The sequence below is a fragment of the Acinetobacter sp. 826659 genome (assembly GCF_000588515.1).
Classification (GTDB): Bacteria; Pseudomonadota; Gammaproteobacteria; order Pseudomonadales; family Moraxellaceae; genus Acinetobacter; species Acinetobacter pittii.
In genome coordinates, this window is sequence record NZ_JFYD01000003.1 from 171,486 (window position 1) to 191,075 (window position 19,590).

The 19,590-nt window shown below is 39.1% G+C and carries 15 protein-coding genes; 3 read left to right on the forward strand and 12 right to left on the reverse strand.

Annotated features, from left to right (window positions below):
• Positions 1-37: 37 nt before the first annotated feature.
• The 8 genes from J663_RS07810 to J663_RS07840 form a co-directional block, all read right to left on the reverse strand.
• Complete coding sequence (locus tag J663_RS07810) at positions 38-3,196, reverse strand: efflux RND transporter permease subunit (RefSeq protein ID WP_033848931.1); 3,159 nt, start codon at positions 3,194-3,196, stop codon at positions 38-40.
• On the reverse strand, positions 3,186-4,394 hold the full coding sequence (locus J663_RS07815) for an efflux RND transporter periplasmic adaptor subunit (protein WP_033848932.1): 1,209 nt from the start codon (positions 4,392-4,394) through the stop codon (positions 3,186-3,188). Before J663_RS07815 ends, J663_RS07810 begins: the two co-directional genes overlap by 11 nt.
• The gene (locus J663_RS07820) at positions 4,394-5,803 is read right to left on the reverse strand and encodes a TolC family protein (RefSeq protein WP_033848933.1); all 1,410 of its coding nucleotides are present in this window, start codon (positions 5,801-5,803) and stop codon (positions 4,394-4,396) included. The genes J663_RS07815 and J663_RS07820 overlap by 1 nt, the downstream gene beginning before the upstream one ends.
• Positions 5,804-5,860: 57 nt before the next feature.
• Positions 5,861-6,253 carry a cation efflux protein, CzcI-like gene (locus tag J663_RS07825; protein ID WP_033848935.1) on the reverse strand — a complete coding sequence of 131 codons (393 nt, stop codon included), beginning with the start codon at positions 6,251-6,253 and terminating at the stop codon, positions 5,861-5,863.
• A 196-nt stretch (positions 6,254-6,449) separates the two neighbouring features.
• Complete coding sequence (locus J663_RS18860) at positions 6,450-6,623, reverse strand: hypothetical protein (protein ID WP_191113142.1); 174 nt, start codon at positions 6,621-6,623, stop codon at positions 6,450-6,452.
• A 144-nt stretch (positions 6,624-6,767) separates the two neighbouring features.
• Positions 6,768-7,385: a methyltransferase family protein gene (locus J663_RS07830; RefSeq protein WP_017400516.1), complete on the reverse strand. Its 618-nt coding sequence runs from the start codon at positions 7,383-7,385 to the stop codon at positions 6,768-6,770.
• Positions 7,376-7,570: a hypothetical protein gene (locus J663_RS19580; protein ID WP_005067033.1), complete on the reverse strand. Its 195-nt coding sequence runs from the start codon at positions 7,568-7,570 to the stop codon at positions 7,376-7,378. The genes J663_RS07830 and J663_RS19580 overlap by 10 nt, the downstream gene beginning before the upstream one ends.
• 56 nt (positions 7,571-7,626) lie before the next feature.
• On the reverse strand, positions 7,627-8,025 hold the full coding sequence (locus J663_RS07840; protein WP_032004912.1) for a cation efflux protein, CzcI-like: 399 nt from the start codon (positions 8,023-8,025) through the stop codon (positions 7,627-7,629).
• 147 nt (positions 8,026-8,172) lie between these two features.
• Between J663_RS07840 and J663_RS07845 the strand changes: the two genes are divergently transcribed.
• Positions 8,173-8,865 carry a hypothetical protein gene (locus tag J663_RS07845; protein ID WP_033848938.1) on the forward strand — a complete coding sequence of 231 codons (693 nt, stop codon included), beginning with the start codon at positions 8,173-8,175 and terminating at the stop codon, positions 8,863-8,865.
• 107 nt (positions 8,866-8,972) lie between these two features.
• Here J663_RS07845 and J663_RS07850 read toward each other — a convergent pair whose 3' ends face one another.
• Both J663_RS07850 and ettA read right to left on the reverse strand, forming a co-directional pair.
• Positions 8,973-9,566 carry a hypothetical protein gene (locus tag J663_RS07850; RefSeq protein WP_033848939.1) on the reverse strand — a complete coding sequence of 198 codons (594 nt, stop codon included), beginning with the start codon at positions 9,564-9,566 and terminating at the stop codon, positions 8,973-8,975.
• 179 nt (positions 9,567-9,745) lie between these two features.
• Positions 9,746-11,407: an energy-dependent translational throttle protein EttA gene (gene ettA, locus J663_RS07855; RefSeq protein ID WP_005067029.1), complete on the reverse strand. Its 1,662-nt coding sequence runs from the start codon at positions 11,405-11,407 to the stop codon at positions 9,746-9,748.
• Positions 11,408-11,702: 295 nt separating this feature from the next.
• Between ettA and J663_RS07860 the strand changes: the two genes are divergently transcribed.
• Both J663_RS07860 and J663_RS07865 read left to right on the forward strand, forming a co-directional pair.
• Positions 11,703-12,980 (forward strand): O-acetylhomoserine aminocarboxypropyltransferase/cysteine synthase family protein, encoded by a 1,278-nt coding sequence (locus tag J663_RS07860; RefSeq protein ID WP_033848941.1) that lies wholly within the window; start codon positions 11,703-11,705, stop codon positions 12,978-12,980.
• A gap of 274 nt (positions 12,981-13,254) precedes the next feature.
• Positions 13,255-14,145: an SDR family NAD(P)-dependent oxidoreductase gene (locus tag J663_RS07865; RefSeq protein ID WP_002116932.1), complete on the forward strand. Its 891-nt coding sequence runs from the start codon at positions 13,255-13,257 to the stop codon at positions 14,143-14,145.
• 68 nt (positions 14,146-14,213) lie between these two features.
• Here the strand turns inward: J663_RS07865 and J663_RS07870 are convergent, their stop codons facing one another.
• Together J663_RS07870 and J663_RS07875 are read right to left on the reverse strand one after the other, a co-directional pair.
• Positions 14,214-16,400, reverse strand: coding sequence for a SulP family inorganic anion transporter (locus J663_RS07870; RefSeq protein ID WP_033848943.1), 2,187 nt, complete (start codon positions 16,398-16,400; stop codon positions 14,214-14,216).
• A 296-nt stretch (positions 16,401-16,696) separates the two neighbouring features.
• Complete coding sequence (locus J663_RS07875; RefSeq protein WP_033848945.1) at positions 16,697-19,045, reverse strand: Tex family protein; 2,349 nt, start codon at positions 19,043-19,045, stop codon at positions 16,697-16,699.
• Positions 19,046-19,590 lie beyond the last annotated feature (545 nt).

The window sequence follows — 19,590 nt, forward strand, 5'->3', positions numbered from 1 at the left end:
ACTTTTTCATCAAAAAAGATATCTCAAATCGATGATATTATGAATGCTCAACTTTATTCGTCTTGCTTTCATTCATCCATCGATAAATGACTGGCAATAAAACCAGCGTTAGTATCGTAGATGAAATAATGCCACCGATTACTACAGTTGCCAAAGGTCGTTGTACTTCTGCACCAGTTCCAGTTGCTAAAGCCATTGGAATAAAACCAAGTGAAGCAACAAATGCCGTCATTAATACAGGGCGTAGTCGCAGTACAGCACCTTTCCAAGTTGCTGTATGAACATCTAGGGTTGCTCTTAGCTCTTTAATAAATGTGAGCATGACCAAACCATTCAATACCGCAACACCTGATAAAGCGATAAACCCGACTCCAGCAGACATAGAAAGCGGAATATCTCTCAGCCACAAAACGACTAATCCACCTGATAAAGCGAAAGGAACCCCGCTAAATACCAGTAAGCTATCTTTAAAATTACTGAATACCGCCATCAGCAACACAAAGATCATGATGAGCGCCATCGGTACAACGATTTGCATTCTTGCAGTGGCAGAAGCAAGATTCTCAAATTGCCCTCCATAACCTAACCAATAACCGCTAGGTAGCTTTTGCTGCGCCAGTTTACTTTGCATCTCTTGTACAAAAGACCCAAGGTCACGATCACGCACATTTGCCGTCACAATCACTCGGCGTTTGCCATTTTCACGGCTCACTTGAGCAAGGCCCAGAATATTCTCAACCTTGGCAACGTCTTGTAACTGGATCAGACCGCCGTTTGGTAAGCGAATCGGTAATTGTGCTAGCTGCTGAGGCGTACGCATGTTTTCCTGTAAGCGAATCACGAAATCGAAACGTCTATCGCCCTGTAAAATTTGCCCTACACTCTGTCCTCCAATACTCGCAGCGACAATATCCTGAATAGACTTGACTGATAATCCATATTGCGCAGCCAGAGCATGATCAACATCTACATTAAGTAATGGCAAACCGTCAGTCTGTTCAACTTTGACTTCACTGGCACCTGGAATGCTACGTAGCTGTTGGGCTATTTTTTCCGCTTCCTGATTGAGGATTTGCATATCATCCCCAAAAACTTTCACCCCGATATCACTACGGACGCCTGAAATGAGTTCATTAAAACGTAGTTCAATCGGTTGCGAGAATTCACTATTATTGCCAGGAATCTGATTCACGAATTGCAGCATTCTGGTACGCAATTCATCTATCGTTTCTTTAGGGTTTGGCCATTGATCATGTGGTTTTAATAGAACAATACCATCGGAAATATTTGGAGGCATGACATCGGTAGCAACCTCGGCTGTTCCTGTTCTTGCAAAAATGGCTTTAATTTCAGGGAAAGCTTTGAGTAACTGCTTTTCTACATTCTCTTGAATCTTAAGCGACTCTTCTATGCCTGTGCTCGGTGCACGCATGAGTTGTAATGCAAAATCACCCTCACTGAGTTGAGGTGCGAACTCACTCCCCACTCTTGTTGCAATAGCACTTGTCAAAATCAAGATGCTGACCGCTGCTGTGACAACAACATATCGAAAGGCATATGCTTTATCGAGTAAGCCTGCATAACCTTTTTTCAGCGTCATCATCCAGCGGCTTTCTTTTTCCTTCACTTCACCCGTAACAAACAGAGCTACTGCTGCCGGAACAAAGGTCACAGATAAAATAATTGCTCCTAATAATGCTAGGACAACAGTCATTGCCATAGGGTGAAACATTTTTGCTTCTACGCCTGCTAAAGCAAAAATTGGTAGGTACACGACCATAATGATGATCTGACCAAAGATTAATGGGCGTCGTGCTTGTTTAGCGGCTAGAAAGACCTCAGTGAAACGTTCGGAACGTGTTAATAAGCGACCTTTTAAATGCTGCGCTTCAGCTAAACGCCGAATACAGTTTTCAACAATAACAACGGCCCCATCAACAATGATCCCGAAGTCCAAAGCGCCCAGACTCATCAGGTTGGCACTGATTTTTTGTTCCGCCATACCTGTTAAAGTAAAAAGCATTGCCAATGGGATAATACAAGCAGTGATTAAAGCGGCGCGAAAGTTTCCTAAAAAAATAAAAAGGATAACGATGACTAAAATCGCCCCTTCAATCAAATTTTTAGCTACTGTTTTAATCGCTTTATCTACGAGGCTACTACGATCATAGACTGTTTCAATCACCACGCCCTGAGGGAGTGATCTTTGAATTTCCTGAACTTTATCGTCAATCGCCTTAGCTATAGTTTTACTGTTTTCACCCATCATCATCATGGCGATACCTAAAACAGTTTCCTGTCCATTATAGGTAGCACCACCTGTACGCAAATCATGACCAATCGATACTGACGCTACATCGACAACCCGTATAGGTAAACCGTTTTTAGTGGCGACCGTAACATTCTGGATATCTTGTATCGATGTCAACATACCCGGAACACGAACTGTGAGTTGCTGGCCATTCTCTTCAATAAATCCGGCACCACGGTTTTCATTATTATTTTGAAGCGCATCTTGTAAATCAGTGAGTGGAATTTGCAACTGTTGTAACCGTGTCAGATCTGGAGAGACCACATAGGTTTTGTTATATCCACCAATGCTATTAACCTCGGCTACCCCTTGCACACGTTGTAACTGGGGCCGAATAATCCAGTCTTGAATTTCACGCAGGTCCATCGCGCTATAAGCTGAACCATCTGCTTTTTTAGCATTTGGTTCTGCTTTTACCACCCATTGATAAATCTCACCGAGTCCAGTCGAAATTGGAGACATTTGCGGATCGATGCTATCTGGTAAAGCACTCTTAGCTTCTTGTAAACGTTGGTTAATCAGCTGTCTTGCCCAGTAAATGTCAGTACCATCTTTAAAGATAATCGTGACCTGAGAAAGACCATATCTGGAAATTGAACGAGTCTGTTCCAGATTTGGAATACCAGACATGGCATTTTCAATCGGATAAGTAATCCTTTGCTCAACTTCTGGTGCTGTAAAACCATTGGCCTGACTATTGATTTGTACCTGTACATTGGTGATATCAGGCACAGCATCAATTGAAAGTTTTTGATAGCTATAAATTCCGACACCAATCCAAGCAATAACAAACATCATGACCCAAATGGCGTTGTTAATTGAAAACTGAATAATTCGATCAAACAAACCTTCAGCCTTTGGCAAATCAGGTTTATTAATGTCCATGCTCAGCCTCTCCTTTTTCAAGTTCGGACTTAAGCAAGAAACTACCTTGAGTCACATATTGCTGTTTTTCAGTAATTCCTGATTTAACTTCTACCCATTGTGCATCTGAAGAATAATTGCCTAACTCAACGGCAACAGGGGCAAAATGAATTTTGTCCTTCTCCTGTTTTGCAATAAAGACGACATTCTTTCCATCAATCTGTTGTATCGCTGTCTTGTTAACCCGTAATACAGTCGCTGCATTATTTTGTTTCAGTAACACATTGACCATTAAGTTAGGGCGTAATTCTTTTGAAGGTGTTAGTACCTTGGCACGAACCTGTAAACGACCAGTTTGAGTATCTGCTTCTGAAGTTAGGCTTTGTACCTGCGCTTTGAAAATATTGTTCGTTTGCAATGATTTAAATTCAATTTCCTGATTAGGCTGAATATTGGTATTTGCACTTGGTAGCACAAATTCGACCCATAACTGATCTAGGCGATCAATAACAAATAATTGTTTTTCAGGGCCAATTTGCTCACCAATGACAATATCTTTATTACTGATTACACCACTTAAAGGTGCAGTTAAAACATATCGGCCTTTACTTGAGCGATTCGCCCCCAAAGCAGATAAACGGCTATTTGCAGCTTGTACCTGAATTTGCGCTTGACGATATGCATTGTAAGCGCGCTGGTAATCTTGACGTGCAGAAACCCCTTGTTCCCACAATTGTTTTTCACGTTGATAATCTTGCTGGGCTAATGTCAGTGCTTCTTGTGCCATGCTTAAGTTAGCTTGTTGATCGACTAAATCAGGTACAAATAAAGTCGCAAGCGCCTGACCCTTTTCAACTTGTTGTCCCAACGCAACATTTACACTATCTACACGCGCAGAAAAAGTTGAAGAGACATGTGCTTGCTGGTCTGTATTTACAACAAGTTTGGCAGGATACGAGAGATTCTGCTCAACTTCTCCACGTCCTACTTGCTCTAACTTCACTCCATATTCAACCAGTTGCTTAGACGTGAGGTTTAAACTGCCTTCCTCTTTTTCAGATTCTTCATGACCAACTTCACCCTCTGCATGCTCTTCTTCACCTTCATCAGTATTAGGCTGTTTTTTTCCAGAGAAAAATAACCAAGCACTTAAAGCAAGGCAGACAATCAGCAATAAAAGAGCAATAAGCCATTGGTTTTTCATTTTTTTAACTGACATTACTCTGCCCCTCCAACTGTCGGCAACTTATAGGTGTCTTGCCATAAATTTTGATTAATTTGATTTAATGCATCTCCAGACATCACCATATTTGGATCGATCCCGAGAGCTAAACTTTCTGCCTCAATTGCTTTTTGCCAAGCAGATTTAAGGAGTTGAACTTTCTTCAAACGTTGTTCTTGTAATTGAAGGGTAGATTGCTGAACATCGGTAATTGCAAATTTACCGACTTTAAAGCCAAGCAACATTTTCTCTTGTACCGTCTCTGATAAAGGGACTTGCTGCTCATTCATTAAATTATATTGCTGCTTTAAACCCGCTAACTCGTACTGTAGAGTACGAATAGAATTCTCGCTTTGCTTTTTATAAAAGCTTTGCTGCTGGTCAATTAAATCGAGTTTGCTTTGAGCAACTTTGAGTGCATATTGCTGGCGATTAAAAATATTTAAAGGAACTGCAATACCTACTCGAATCTGATTTTCGGTACTACTCGTTTCTGCGGTTTTACTACGAACCACGCCCATATTTACAGTAGGCGTAGGCCGATTTTTTGCCTTTAAATAATTAATTTCAGAATTTTGTTGTATTGCTTGAAGCCGCAGGGACTGTTCTAACAAATTCTGTTTTAGATATTGATCGATATCACCTTCATTTTTTAAAGGCCATGCACTTTTTATATCTGGACGTAATGTGAAGTTATCTTCTGTCTCACCCCATAAGTTAGCCAATTTTCTTTTAGCACTACTCAGTGATAATTCAACTTCCTGATATAAACGCTGATTTTCAACATGCGTCATGAGAGTTCGATCTAAATCAACCTGAGCAATACTGCCTGCCTGAAAGCGTAAGCGGGTAGCATCTAAAAGGTTCTTACTCGTTCTTAACTGGGCTTTAGCAACTTCATGTTCAAGCTCTAAAATAGATACTTGTGACCATAAATATTTTACCGCCAGCTTCAGTTGAGCCTCATATAAAACCTGATTTAACTCAACTTGATTTTGCTGAACACTTGCTAGTTTTTTTGCTGCGGAACGTACACCAAAAATATCTAGTTTTTGCGAGATCCCAAGTTCTAATTCCTGATCTTTTCCAGATTTAAAACCCGTTTGCTGTACAGAAACCGTCGGATTTTCCCATAGCTGGCTCTGTTTGATATTGCTCTCGGCGATATCTTGTTGAGTTTGCCAAATTCCTGTTTGAGTCTGAAACTGCTTAACCTGATCGAGCACCTGTTCAAACGTTAAAACCTTCTGTACACGCTGTGGTTGTGTATTCTCAGCAAGGTTCTGATTTGAACTGGCTGCGTTTGTTACGACACCAGTTGAAAGTGCAACAGCAACAACTAATGATTTAAATATCCAAGACGTACTCAGACTAACGAAACGTTTTTCGTATAAAAAAATAGACATAAATTAACCCTATGAAATAAATAATATTTCTGGTGGGTTATTTTTCGGCTACCCCACCTATAGCAGGGTTAAAACAGGAGGCGGGTCTTGTTTAGAAATATGAGGGGACTTATAAGAATTGGACCAATAATATTGTTGTTTTGGCTCAGATGACTGTATTAACGGCGAAATAATTTTTTCTTGTGCTTCTACAATCACAACATGAAAACATGAAGGTAAATGGTCATGATGATCAGACAAGGTTAAAGGAGCTTTATGTGTCCCTACGATATCTGTCTTTTCCGTATGGCTATGCTGTGAAGCTTCATAACTCAACGCTGCATGATGACCAAAATGATGTAATGCCTTTTCCTGATTTTCATGGGCGCAAAATGCCGCTGCCACATTCCATAAACTTTGGAATATAAGCAAACAGAATAAGACGGACATGAAAAGTGCAGAACGTGGCAACAGCACACCATTAAACTAAGAAGTTGAACAAAGCCACTATAGCAGGCAGTGGGCATGTAATAAAATTACATCTATAAGTAGCAGTATAGAAATGATTCTAATCTCGCTTGAGTAAAGATAAGAATAAATCATTAAGAATCTTTATCTTTACTCATAGGAAACTAATTATTAATTAATTAGTTTCCTACAAAAGAAATTATTTACGCTTACAAGTTAAATGAGGGTTCTTACTTTCTTCAGCTTTAGCTTTTGTTTCTTGCTGAGACTTAATATTCTTTTCGAGGAATATTAACCCTCCATCAGCATGAGCCAAACTTGTTGAAAGAAGTAAAACCATCAAAGCCGATTTTGTATTTAGTTTAATAGACATAATAATCACCAGATCTAAATATTCCGAATTTATTTAAGGGCTTAGCCCAGAAATAAAATTAATTTTTCGCATGCTTTAGTTAATCAATTCAGGACAAATCTTCTGAGTCTCTAAGAAGCATGCGGATATACTTTCATTTCATTTTTAGAACCAACTAAACAATGAAGGGAGAACACCGTGCAGTCGCAACTCATCAAAAAGTTGGACTAAGGCCGCAACCCAGATAAACCACACCACCTGCGTCAAAAAAATACGGAAATGCTTCGGTGAAACCTGATAGAACTCAGGCTCTTTAAAATTTTTGAAACTTGGTAAAAAGCGTGGAATTGTCTTTATATAATCTGAATATGCAGTTCCATATTTTTCACTCAGGAATGCTTCTTCTTGGCGTATAACAAAATGGTAATAACAGAGAAAATAAAGCGTGAATACTATTGGAAAGATAAACGTCTCTGTAATCAACATGATCCCGACTCCACCCAGATAACTAAACAGATAGAGTGGATTTCTACATAAAGAATAGGGACCGTCTGTCACCAACTTGGCATTCTTAAATCCGGAAATGTAAAGACTGCACCATATTCTTCCCATTACTCCGATGCCCACAAAAAACCATCCAAAGAACCATAAAATATGTTCTATAAATGCCGCTTGGAAATGCCATTTACTAAAACTTAAAGCAAGAATAATAGCTAAAATCAGCCCAATCACTCGGGAGCTCACAGTTCTAACACGGGGGGAAAATAAAATATTCATTTCCATAAACCTCCATCACTGTGAATCATCAGAGATGAGATAACCGACTCATTAAAATGATATTTTTGTTTTCCCGAAAGATTTGACAGAACCTTATATCCCGCCTTGTCATTAACATAAAGACGTGAATGTTTAAGCGAGTAATCTACATAGAAGATTGCTGCGCTTTGTTTGCACATATAATTAAGCATAAAATAACCCTTTGAAATAAATAAATTTCTGGTGGGTTATTTTTCGGCTACCCCACCTATAGCAGGGTTAAGACAGGAGGGGGATTTAAAGAGCCAAGATACGGAGACTGATAAGAATTAGACCAGTAATAGATTTGTGAAAGCTCATGTACACGCACAAAAGGTTCTTGAGCTTGTTGTGCATTTTCAGTCATCACTACATGAAAACATGAAGGTAAATGATCGTGATGATCTTGCCAGCTTAATGGAGCATTCTCAGAATTTTCTACAATACCCACATGTTCAGTCTGCATATGGTCTGAAGATTGATATACATTTAAATCTGCATGATGACCGAAATGTTGTAATGTCTTTTCCTGATTTTTATGCACGCAAAATGCCGCTGCCACATTCCATAAGCTTTGGAATATAAGCAAACTAAACAAGACGGACATAAAAACTGTAGAACGTGGCAACGGTACACCATGACAGTAAATTGCACAAAGTCACTATAGCAAGCGATAGCAATGTAATAAAATTACAAAATGATTTTTGGTTAATTTATCGCTGTTTTAAAAAAGTTTTTTCTTTAGAAAAATTAATTTCCTGTTTGAGTTCCTGCAATGTATAAACTATTTTCCACCCTACTCGTTGTCGTCTGTTTAAATTTGAGTGCTTGTGCCACGACATTACTTTCAGAAGCTTTACCTAACGAAACCACAAAAACCGAGAAAATCATTTTAGCAAAAGATCAAATCATTGCTTTAGGACAAGCTGTTCAAAACCAGCAAGAACAAGGGATCGTCTTTGTAGGTCAAGATTTTAGTTATTTAATGACCGAGGGAAGCGCTGAGCTATCAAAACTTCTTCATGCAATCCCAGCAGACCAACGAAGTCTGACCAGTCCATCCCCACTGGTACTGACCATGGATGATCCCAATCATTTTCATGGTGTTTTACAAATACGCTATAACACGCGTATGGTTGATTTAAATGACTCGCAAAAAAAATTATTAAAGTCTCTCGCCTTTAGACAAAATTTCGATATCATTCAAAATCAACAAACGGCACCTTATCCTTATATCAATATTTTCTTTAAAGGCCAGCTTTATCAATCACAGGAAGCTAAAAAGGTCCAGAAAACCTTAGCGCAACCCTATCCGATTATCCTGCAACAGGAAAATAAAATTACCAAAAAACATCCTTTGAAAAAGGCGACCCGTATGGTGCTCTATCCATTTGCCATGACCTTCGACGTGATTACGGTCGTTCCGTCACTGATGTGGGCTGATTTACGAGGCGAATTTAATAATTAATATTTCCAAATCCTTAAATAAAAAAACCAGCCCTTAGGCTGGTTTTTTTAAATAAAAATCAACTAGCAATATATTATTCCAAATGGCTTATTTAACTAACCTAGGATTTATTGCTGTTTTTGCAGATCAGAAGAGAAACGAATTACAACATCATCAACAACTTTATTAAATGCTTGATTGATCGACATTGGCTGCACATTCTCAATAGGCGCTTTTTTATTTCCAACGGTTGTTAAAATCATATGTGGGTAACGTTGAGAAGTTTCTTTACCTTGAGCATCAACATAATTAAATTTAAACTCATATTTATCAGCAATCGCATTACCAACAGCGCCAAAAGTCAAACCAGTTAAAACTCCTTTACCTGCAGCTTCACCCAAATCGGCCACATTATTCGCAGTTAAATGTAATTGTGCCTGCTTCTCGCCATTCGACTGAGCTGTTGGAGAAAATACGCCGGTTGCTCTTAAACTACGCTCAACAGCAGATTGTAGTTCTTTACCTGCTTTTGGAATAACCTCTCCATTCCTCTGAAACTCAGTAGTTAAAACCACTGGAATAGGTTGAGCTGGTCTTTTAATTTCCGAATAAGTGACAGACTTATAAGCAGGATCAACATACGATTTTACTGAAAGACATCCAGTAAGTTGTGTAGCTACAGCTACCCCTAAAGCAATAGTATAAAGTTTAATTTTTTTCATGATTTTCCAAAGAGGTATATTTACCTTTTAATAAATTGAGACGTAATATTAATCTTAATAAATTAAAAATATAAGTATAAATTCAATCACTTTAGAGATTTTTAATTTCTCATTTCTTAATATTTTTGAATAGGAAATAAAAAACCAGCCCTTAGGCTGGTTTTTTAAATTAACAGAGATTATCCGCTAATTTTTTTGTATTTAGTACGTTTTTGAACAGCGTCTTCACCTAAACGTGACTGACGGTATGCTTCATATTCTGCATAGTTACCCGTGTAGAATTCTGGCTGTTCATTTTCAAATGACAAGATGTGTGTCGCGATACGGTCAAGGAACCAACGGTCATGCGATACCACCATTACCGTACCTGGGAATACAAGAATTGCATCCTCAAGCGCACGTAAAGTTTCAATATCCAAGTCGTTTGATGGCTCATCCAGTAAGATAACGTTCGCACCTTGCTGTAAAATTTTCGCAAGTTGTAAACGGTTACGCTCACCACCAGACAATTCGCCTACGCGTTTTTGCTGGTCTTGGCCTTTAAAGTTAAAGCGGCCGATATAAGCACGTGAAGCAATTTCATAATCGCCCACTTTCAAGATATCTAAACCACCAGACACTTCTTCCCAAACAGTTTTGTTATTGTCTAGAGTGTCGCGAATCTGACCCACGTAAGCCACTTTAACTGACTCACCTAAAGTCACAGTACCTGTATCAGGTTGCTGTTCGCCAGTCATCATACGGAATAAAGTCGTTTTACCCGCACCGTTTGGACCAACGATACCTACAATTGCTGTTGGAGGTACAGTAAACGATAAGTTTTCGTACAATACGCGGCCGTCAAATGATTTGCTGATACCTTCCACTTCCACAACTTTATTACCCAAACGAGGGCCAGGTGGAATGTAGATTTCAGACGTTTCATTACGTTGCTGGAATTCTTTAGAGTTAAGCTCTTCAAAACGTTCCATACGCGCTTTGTTTTTCTTTTGCTGACCTTTCGCATTTGAACGAACCCATTCAAGTTCTTTTTTCAATGCTTTAGCAAAAGATTCTTCTTGTTTCTGCTCTTGTTCTAAACGAGCATTTTTTTGCTCTAACCAAGAAGAATAGTTACCTTGGTAAGGAATACCATGCCCACGGTCAAGCTCCAAGATCCACTCGGCAACGTTATCCAAGAAATAACGGTCATGCGTAATCGCAACGATTGTGCCAGGAAAATCTTTCAAGAAGCGCTCTAACCAAGATACCGATTCTGCATCTAAATGGTTCGTCGGTTCGTCAAGAAGCAACATGTCTGGCTTTGAAAGCAATAAACGGCAAAGTGCTACACGACGGCGTTCACCACCTGAAAGCTTAGTTACGTCTGCATCCCAAGCTGGAAGGTTCAAGGCATCTGCCGCGATTTCAAGCTGGTTATTTAAGTTATGTGCATCCCAAGCATGGATAATTGATTCTAATTTTTCCTGCTCTTTTGCAAGTGCATCAAAATCTGCATCCGGATCTGCATACTCTGCAAATACCTGATCAAGACGTTCTAAAGCATCTAAAGCTTCACGCACGCCATCTTCAACGTTACCACGAACGTCTTTAGTCGGATCAAGAGGTGGCTCTTGCTCTAAATAGCCGATTTTAATTCCAGGTTGTGCACGAGCTTCACCAGAGAAATCTTTATCTACGCCAGCCATAATACGAAGCAAGGTAGATTTACCTGCACCGTTCAAACCGAGCACACCAATTTTGGCACCCGGGAAAAATGATAAAGAGATGTCTTTTAAGATTTCGCGCTTTGGCGGAACCATCTTAGACACTCGGTTCATCGTATAAATATATTGGGCCACGCAGGACTCCTCAATTGAAAAACCAATACATCGCATAAGCGATAAATAATCGCGCGTATTATACGCTGAAAACCCCAACAACTTGAAGTTATGATTTCCATCGTACGGATTTATCAAACAATTTTCTTTTTCAATAAGTTGCAAAATGTTTATGGATAAGATTTGTACAGTGTTTCAGCGCATATTTTTCTATCTATATTCCTAAAATTAGAAAACAAACCAGAATTTGTGCAATTTTCTATTTAACTTTTAAGCTAGACTCGCTCAATATTTAACTCACGAAGATGAAGTAATCATGACTTATAAAGATGAAACCTTAGCAATTCATGCTGGCTACTCCCCCGAAGCAACAACAAAAGCGGTTGCGGTCCCTATTTATCAAACCACTTCATATGCATTTGATAATACACAGCACGGTGCCGACCTTTTCGATTTAAAAGTTCAGGGCAATATTTATACCCGTATTATGAACCCGACCACTGCTGTGCTTGAGCAACGCCTTGCTGCTCTCGAAGGCGGAATTGGTGCTTTAGCCTTGGCTTCTGGAATGGCAGCGATTACCTATGCTGTCCAAACGATTACAGAAGCGGGAGACAACATTGCCTCCGTCTCAACTTTATATGGCGGAACTTATAATTTATTTGCCCACACCTTACCAAAACAAGGTATTGAAGTTCGCTTTTTTGATTATCAACAGCCGGAAAGTTTACGTAATTTAATTGATGATAAAACTAAACTTGTTTTTGTTGAGTCAATTGGGAATCCACTCGGAAATATTATCGATTTAGAAGCAATTTCAAAAATCGCCCATGAATATGGTGTGCCTGTCATTGTCGATAATACGGTTGCCACCCCTGCTTTATTAAAACCGTTTCAATATGGCGCCGATATCGTTATTCATTCTCTTACTAAATATATTGGTGGTCATGGCAATAGTATTGGTGGTGCAATTATCGATAGCGGCAAATTCCCTTGGGGTAAATATCCAGAGCGCTTTAAAGTTTTGAATACACCAGACCCAAGCTATCACGGTGTTAATTATGCTGAGGCATTAGGCGAGGCTGCCTATATAGCACGAGCTCGCGTTGTACCATTGCGTAATACAGGCGCGGCTATTAGTCCACTGAGTGTTTTCTTGATTTTACAAGGTCTAGAAACTCTAAACCTCCGCATGGAGCGTCATACTGAAAATGCGCAAAAAATTGCAGAGTATTTACAGACCCATCCAAAAGTAAAATGGGTGAATTACGCAGGTTTAAAAGATCATCCGCAGCACCAGCTTGCTCAAAAATATGTAAAAGGTAAACCTTCTGCAATTTTATCTTTCGGTGTACAAGATGGGCGTGAAGGCGGTACTCGATTCATCGATGCACTTCAGCTATTTACTCGTCTGGTGAATATTGGTGATGCGAAAAGTTTGGCTTGCCACCCTGCAACTACAACTCACCGTCAGCTCAATGAACAGGAGCTTAAATCTGCTGGTGTAAGTGAAGATATGGTTCGTCTTTCCATTGGAATTGAGCATATTGATGACTTAATTGCCGATTTAGAACAAGCACTTTCAGCTGTATAACTTTTAAACTATTTATCAAGCCTCTGGAAATAGAGGCTTTTTTCATTTTCTTGTTCATTTTATGACTAAAACAATTAATGGATTAAGATACTATTTTAGAGTTTTTACTCTAAATAAATTGTTAAATTTCATATATTTACAGACTAGACAATTTTTAAACATCTATTAAGATAAAGACAATATTTATGAGTTCATCTGGATGAACCTACGGTTGTAAAAAATAAAAATTACATACCGGAATAAATAGTCCCTGCCCCTACTTAGGTAAAATGCTGTGAATAAAAAATTAGAAGCTCTGTTCCAGGAAAAGGTACAAGATAAAGTCATTTTAGTGACAGGCGCCTCGAGTGGAATCGGATTAACGATTTCAAACAAACTTGCTGATGCTGGTGCCCATGTTTTACTGGTTGCCCGTACTCAAGAAACTTTGGAAGAAGTAAAAGCAGATATCGAAAAACGTGGCGGTAAGGCATCAATTTTCCCATGTGATCTCAACGATATGGAAATGATTGACCAAGTTTCTAAAGAAATTTTAGCAACTGTGGATCACATTGATATTTTAATTAATAACGCAGGTCGCTCTATTCGCCGTGCTGTACATGAGTCTTATGATCGTTTTCATGACTTTGAACGCACGATGCAATTAAATTATTTTGGCGCGGTTCGCCTAGTTCTCAATATCTTGCCGCATATGATTCAGCGTAAAGACGGACAAATTATTAATATTAGCTCGATTGGTGTTTTAGCAAACGCTACTCGCTTCTCTGCATATGTCGCGTCTAAAGCCGCTCTTGATGCATTTAGCCGCTGCCTATCTGCCGAAGTTCATGCACACAAAATCGCAATTACTTCAATTTATATGCCATTGGTTCGTACCCCAATGATTGCACCAACTAAAATTTATAAATATGTACCAACACTTTCACCTGAGCAGGCTGCTGACTTAATTGCTTATGCAATTGTGAAACGTCCAAAACGTATGGCAACCAACTTAGGCCGCTTAGCTTCAATGACTTATTCTGTAGCGCCAGGCATTAATAATATGTTCATGTCGATTGGTTTCCGTTTATTCCCAAGTTCAGATGCAGCGAAGGGACAAAAAACCGAGAAATTAAACTGGGCGCAAAAAGCATATGCACGTATTTTCCCAGGTGAACATTGGTAATTTTGAATTAATCACATAACGAATAAAAAGCGCCTTAAATAAGGCGCTTTTTTTAACTAAAGAACTGATCAATCGAGAAACTGAACGTGCCCTGTTTTCACATCGTAAATTGCACCCACAACTACGATCTCACCTCGATCAACCATATCTTTAAGCACACTACTATTATTAATAATGTACTGGATGTTGTAATGAACATTCATTGCTGTGACTTGGCTAATAAAAGCATTACCTAATTCACGTGGTTGCATAATGTCATATACGCTATCAACCGAATGCATTAATGGTCCAAGTACATATTGAATATGTGGCATTTCCTTCACATCAGATACTTGTTTTTGTTCTAAACGCAATTGACATGCACTCGTCACCGCACCGCAATCAGTATGTCCTAAAACAACGATTACTTTAGAACCTTTAGCCTGACACGCAAACTCAAGTGAACCCAATACTTTTTGCCCAGCAATATTACCTGCAATTCGCAAGCTGAACAGATCACCAATACCCACATCAAAAATCATTTCCGTAGGAGCACGTGAGTCCATACACCCAAGGACTGCTGCGATCGGATGTTGCCCTTCATCTGCAGTCACACGAATTTGTCGGTAAATATCACGTTGAAGGCGTTCATTTTTTACAAAACGCTCGTTCCCCTCTTTAAGTAGGTTAACGACCTGTTGTGGACTCAACTTTTGTTGCAAATCATGTGTACTAATATCAATATCAAGTACCGCATCATCAACGTCTTGATAGTGCTGTTTGAACCCGACCAATTTAAGATTTACTTGGCGTTTAATAGCCGTTTCACTTTGATAATCTTGAATAACTTGATAGATATCAGGATCAATCGAATCACACTGAGTTGCATCAATAATGAGTTGCTGATGTTTATGTACATGTTCCAATGCCGAAATAAGCGCAGAACGATTAAGGAAGGTCACTTGTGATGGGAGTTCAATACGCGTGACTACGCCATGCAAACGCTTCTCTCTATAAACACGAATACCTTTATTAAAATTGCCATAGAGAATAAAAGCACTACTGGTGAACAGACCAATTAAAATTCCCATTAAAAGATCTGTCAGCAAAATTGCAACTAAGGTAATAATAAAAGGTAAAAACTGTTTCCAACCTTTTTGATAAAGCTGTTTGAATAGTTTTGGATGGGTAAGCTTAAAGCCTGTCACAATAAGGATCGCAGCCAATGCAGACAGAGGAATCATGTTCATTAATGGCACGAAGAACAAAACCGCTAACAGCAACAATACCCCATGAATAATGGTAGAGCACTTACTACGCGCGCCTGTATTCGCATTCACCGAACTACGTACAATCACTGAGGTGACGGGCATGCCACCTATTAAGCCCGAAACGATATTCCCTGTACCTTGTGCCCAAAGTTCACGGTTCGGCGGAGAAGAACGTTTTTGAGGATCGATTTTATCTGCTGCCTCTAAATTCAATAACGTTTCTAAAGATGCAACGACAGCCAGAGTAATTGCCCCTGTGTAAATCATAGGCTCAGCTAAATAGCTAAAATCAGGGAAAATTAATACTTTTTCGGGTGCTTGTAATATATTCGGCAATTGAATGAGGTTATCAATTTGCACTGCCCATGCAGAGCCGATACTCACCAAAATAAAATTTAAAACTGCTGCGAGCACAACCGCAATCAAAGCAGAAGGTAAAGCTAGTTTTTTAAGCGGGCTGCTATCCCATGCTAAAATTAAGAATAGACTGAGCAAACCAATAAGTGCCGCTCCTCCATCAAAACGTTGAAGGAATGCATCTGGTGTTGAAGTCCAAACCTGTTTCCATGAAAAATCAGAAAGTCCAAACAGATAAGGTAATTGTGTGGCAATCAGGATGACACCAATAGCGGCTAATAACCCTAAAATGACATTATTTGGGATAAAGTTCGCAAAAAAACCTAACTTAAATAATCCAAATAGAATTTGTAGAACACCGGCAAAAATAATACATAATAAAAAGGCGGCATAATTGCCGCCCAATTGTTCTAATTGCACAAGGATGACAGCAGTCAGCCCTGCCGCTGGGCCTGCAACGCTAATGTGAGAACCACTCAGTAAACCCACAATAATGCCGCCTACAATACCTGCAATAATACCAGAGATGATGGGAGCACCTGAGGCTAAAGCGATACCCAAGCATAGTGGTAATGCCACGAGGAATACGACAACTCCGGATAAGAGGTCTTTTAAATGAAATCTATTTTTCAGGTTTAAAACCGACATAAAACAACCATTTATAATAAAAAGAAATAAGCAAAGTTGTACTATTACAGCCTGAAAGTGAGTAAATGCTTCAAGGCTGGGTTGATGATGTCGAACAACTGAATATCATTAAAGTTTAGTTATGCTATAACGTTGTGTATTTAATTGTGTATTTAACAACGATTTGTTGATCTTAAGATTCACCTCATCTTTACGACTGCTTTTTTCTTATTTTGCTTTTATATAGTTATTGAAAACATAATATTTAACCCATAAAAAAGCCTCCAATTGGAGGCCTTTTTATCAACTAAAGACTCTTATTTAGAACCTTTAATTCCCGCTTGTAATAACAATGCACCTAAACCACCAATCTTTTGTTCTTGTGGCTTCTCTTGCTTGCTACGCTGAGGACGTTCAGCTTGATCTTTACGCGGTTGAGGACGTTTACCTTGAGGCTTACGCTCAAAACGCTGTTCTGTATTTTGTTCACGGCGTGGTGGACGCTGTGCTTTTACAGGCGCAGAGCCTTCAGCACGCATACTTAAGTTCACACGGTTACGTTCAACATCAACCTGCATAACACGCACTTGTACGATCTGACCTGGTTTTACAACTTTATGCGGGTCAGAAACAAACTCATTCGCTAATTCAGAAATATGAACTAAACCATCCTGATGCACGCCAATATCAACGAAAGCACCAAAGTTTGTGACATTAGTGATCACACCTTCAAGCTGCATACCTTCAGTTAATTGACCAACTTCAGTGATATCTTCGCGGAATTTAGCAGTACGGAACTCTGGACGTGGGTCACGACCCGGTTTTTCAAGTTCAGCTAATACGTCTTGAACTGTTGGCAAACCAAATTTGTCATCAACAAATTCATCAGCTTTTACTTGGCGAATGATTTCGGTATTACCAATGATGTCTTTCACAGTTGTCGCTTTTGCAGCAACAATTTTCTCAACAAGACCATAACTTTCAGGGTGAACAGCAGAAGCATCTAAAGGTTCAGAACCATTTTGGATGCGTAAGAAACCAGCCGCTTGTTCAAACGTACGCTCACCTAAACGTGGTACGCTTTTCAAAGCTTGACGGTTATCAAAACGACCATGCTCTTTGCGATATTCAACAATTTGCTGAGCAATGGCTTTATTCAAACCTGCAATGTAAGCCAAGATTGCTGGCGACGCCGTATTTACATCAACACCAACAGCATTCACACAGTCTTCAACTACCGCATCAAGTGTTTTAGCCAAACCAGTTTGATTTACATCGTGTTGATATTGACCTACACCAATTGATTTCGGATCAATCTTAACAAGTTCAGCAAGTGGATCTTGTAAACGGCGAGCAATCGACACTGCTCCACGAATTGAAACATCAAGCTCTGGAAGTTCTGCCGCAGCAAGCTCACTTGCAGAGTAAACAGATGCACCCGCTTCACTTACAGTCACACGTGTTAATTTAAGGTCTGTATTAGCAGCCATCATTTCAGCCACTACAGCTTCTGTTTCACGGCTAGCTGTACCATTACCAATAGCAATAAGCTCTACATTATATTCACGGCATAGACGTGCAAGTTCAGTAATAGAACCTTCTTTATCTTCTTTAGGCGCGAATGGATAGATCGTGCTATGGGCAAGTACATCACCTGCATCGCTTACTACCGCAAGTTTCACACCAGTACGAATACCAGGGTCAACACCTAAAGTCGTACGACCACCCGCTGGTGCTGATAATAATAAATGACGAAGATTTTCAGCAAATACCTGCATTGCTTCTGCTTCGGCAGTAAGTCGTTTCTCTGTTAGCAATGAATGCTCGATTTGAGGACGAACTTTACCTAACCAGAATAATTTTGCAGTTTGTTTTAAAAAATCTTGACGTGCTTGAGGTTGAATTTGCTCAAGGTTGTATTCAGTTTCAATACGCGCTAATGGCGCATCATCTTCACCATCAACTTTTAAACCTAATACATTTTCTTGACGACCACGCAACATCGCCAATAAACGGTGTGAAGGTAATTTGTTTAAACCTTCAGAAAATTCAAAGTAATCACGGAATTTTTTACCGACTTCTTTCTTTTCTTCAGAAGCGACTGTACTTTTTAAAACCGCAGTTTTTGCAAAAGTTGCTTTTAATTCTGTAGTAAGCGCAATATTTTGTGCCCAGTCATCAATCAGAATATGCTGGATCGCATCTAACTGACTTTCAACATCTGGATAGTCTTCATGACTAAAACCAGCCAATGCTTCTGTCGGGTCAACTTGTTCTGCAATAATTTTTTCAGCAATCGGTCCTAAACCTGCTTCTTTTGCTTTAAAAGACTTACTTGTACGCTTAGGACGATACGGTGCATAAATTTCTTCTAAAGCATTTTTTGTTTCGGCTGCATTCACCCGCGCCAACAAGTCATCACTCAATTTATTCTGTTCTTGCAATGACTGAATGACCTTTTCACGGCGCTCATATAAATCACGTAAATACGCTAAACGAGTATCTAATTGGCGTAACTGCGTATCATCTAAACCTTGTGTTACTTCTTTACGGTAACGGGCAATGAATGGAACACTGGCACCTTCGTCAATTAAGCGGATGGCAGCTTCTACTTGGTTTGGACGTACGGCAAGCTCACTTGCCAACTGCTGAACTAAGTCAGTCATCGTGTTTGATCCCACAAGGATAAAGTTTAAAAGCACTGATTATAAAGACCAAGCCCATAAAATCCACACTTGTTTGCGTATTCAAAACGTTTTTTTGTATTGACTCTGAATATTTATACTTTTTACGACTACTAGAGCACGCAAAAACAGTGATTTAAGTATGAAAAAGTTAAAACTGAACCCTACCTTTTAATCTTTAAAAAATATAAACGTACGACTTATGTCATGAACATGACAAAAAATTAATATAATTTATGAGAAAATGATCATATTGATACATAGCCCAGAAGATAAAAACATTGAGGTTGAGCACTACTTTATTCCTCTAGTTCCTTAACTACCCAGTTTTTTTATCTTATTCAGCAATCAAAAGTCTATTATATTCATTTCAAATAACTGATTTGAAACAATTAGTTATCACTACAAAGTTATTGTAAATTTATTGAAAATTTAACTATTTGTTGTTTTAGATCTATCTTTGCTAAATTATGGGCTTAAGATGTTGTTTTTTGGTTTCAAACCACCTTGAAAATTGTAATTTTGAG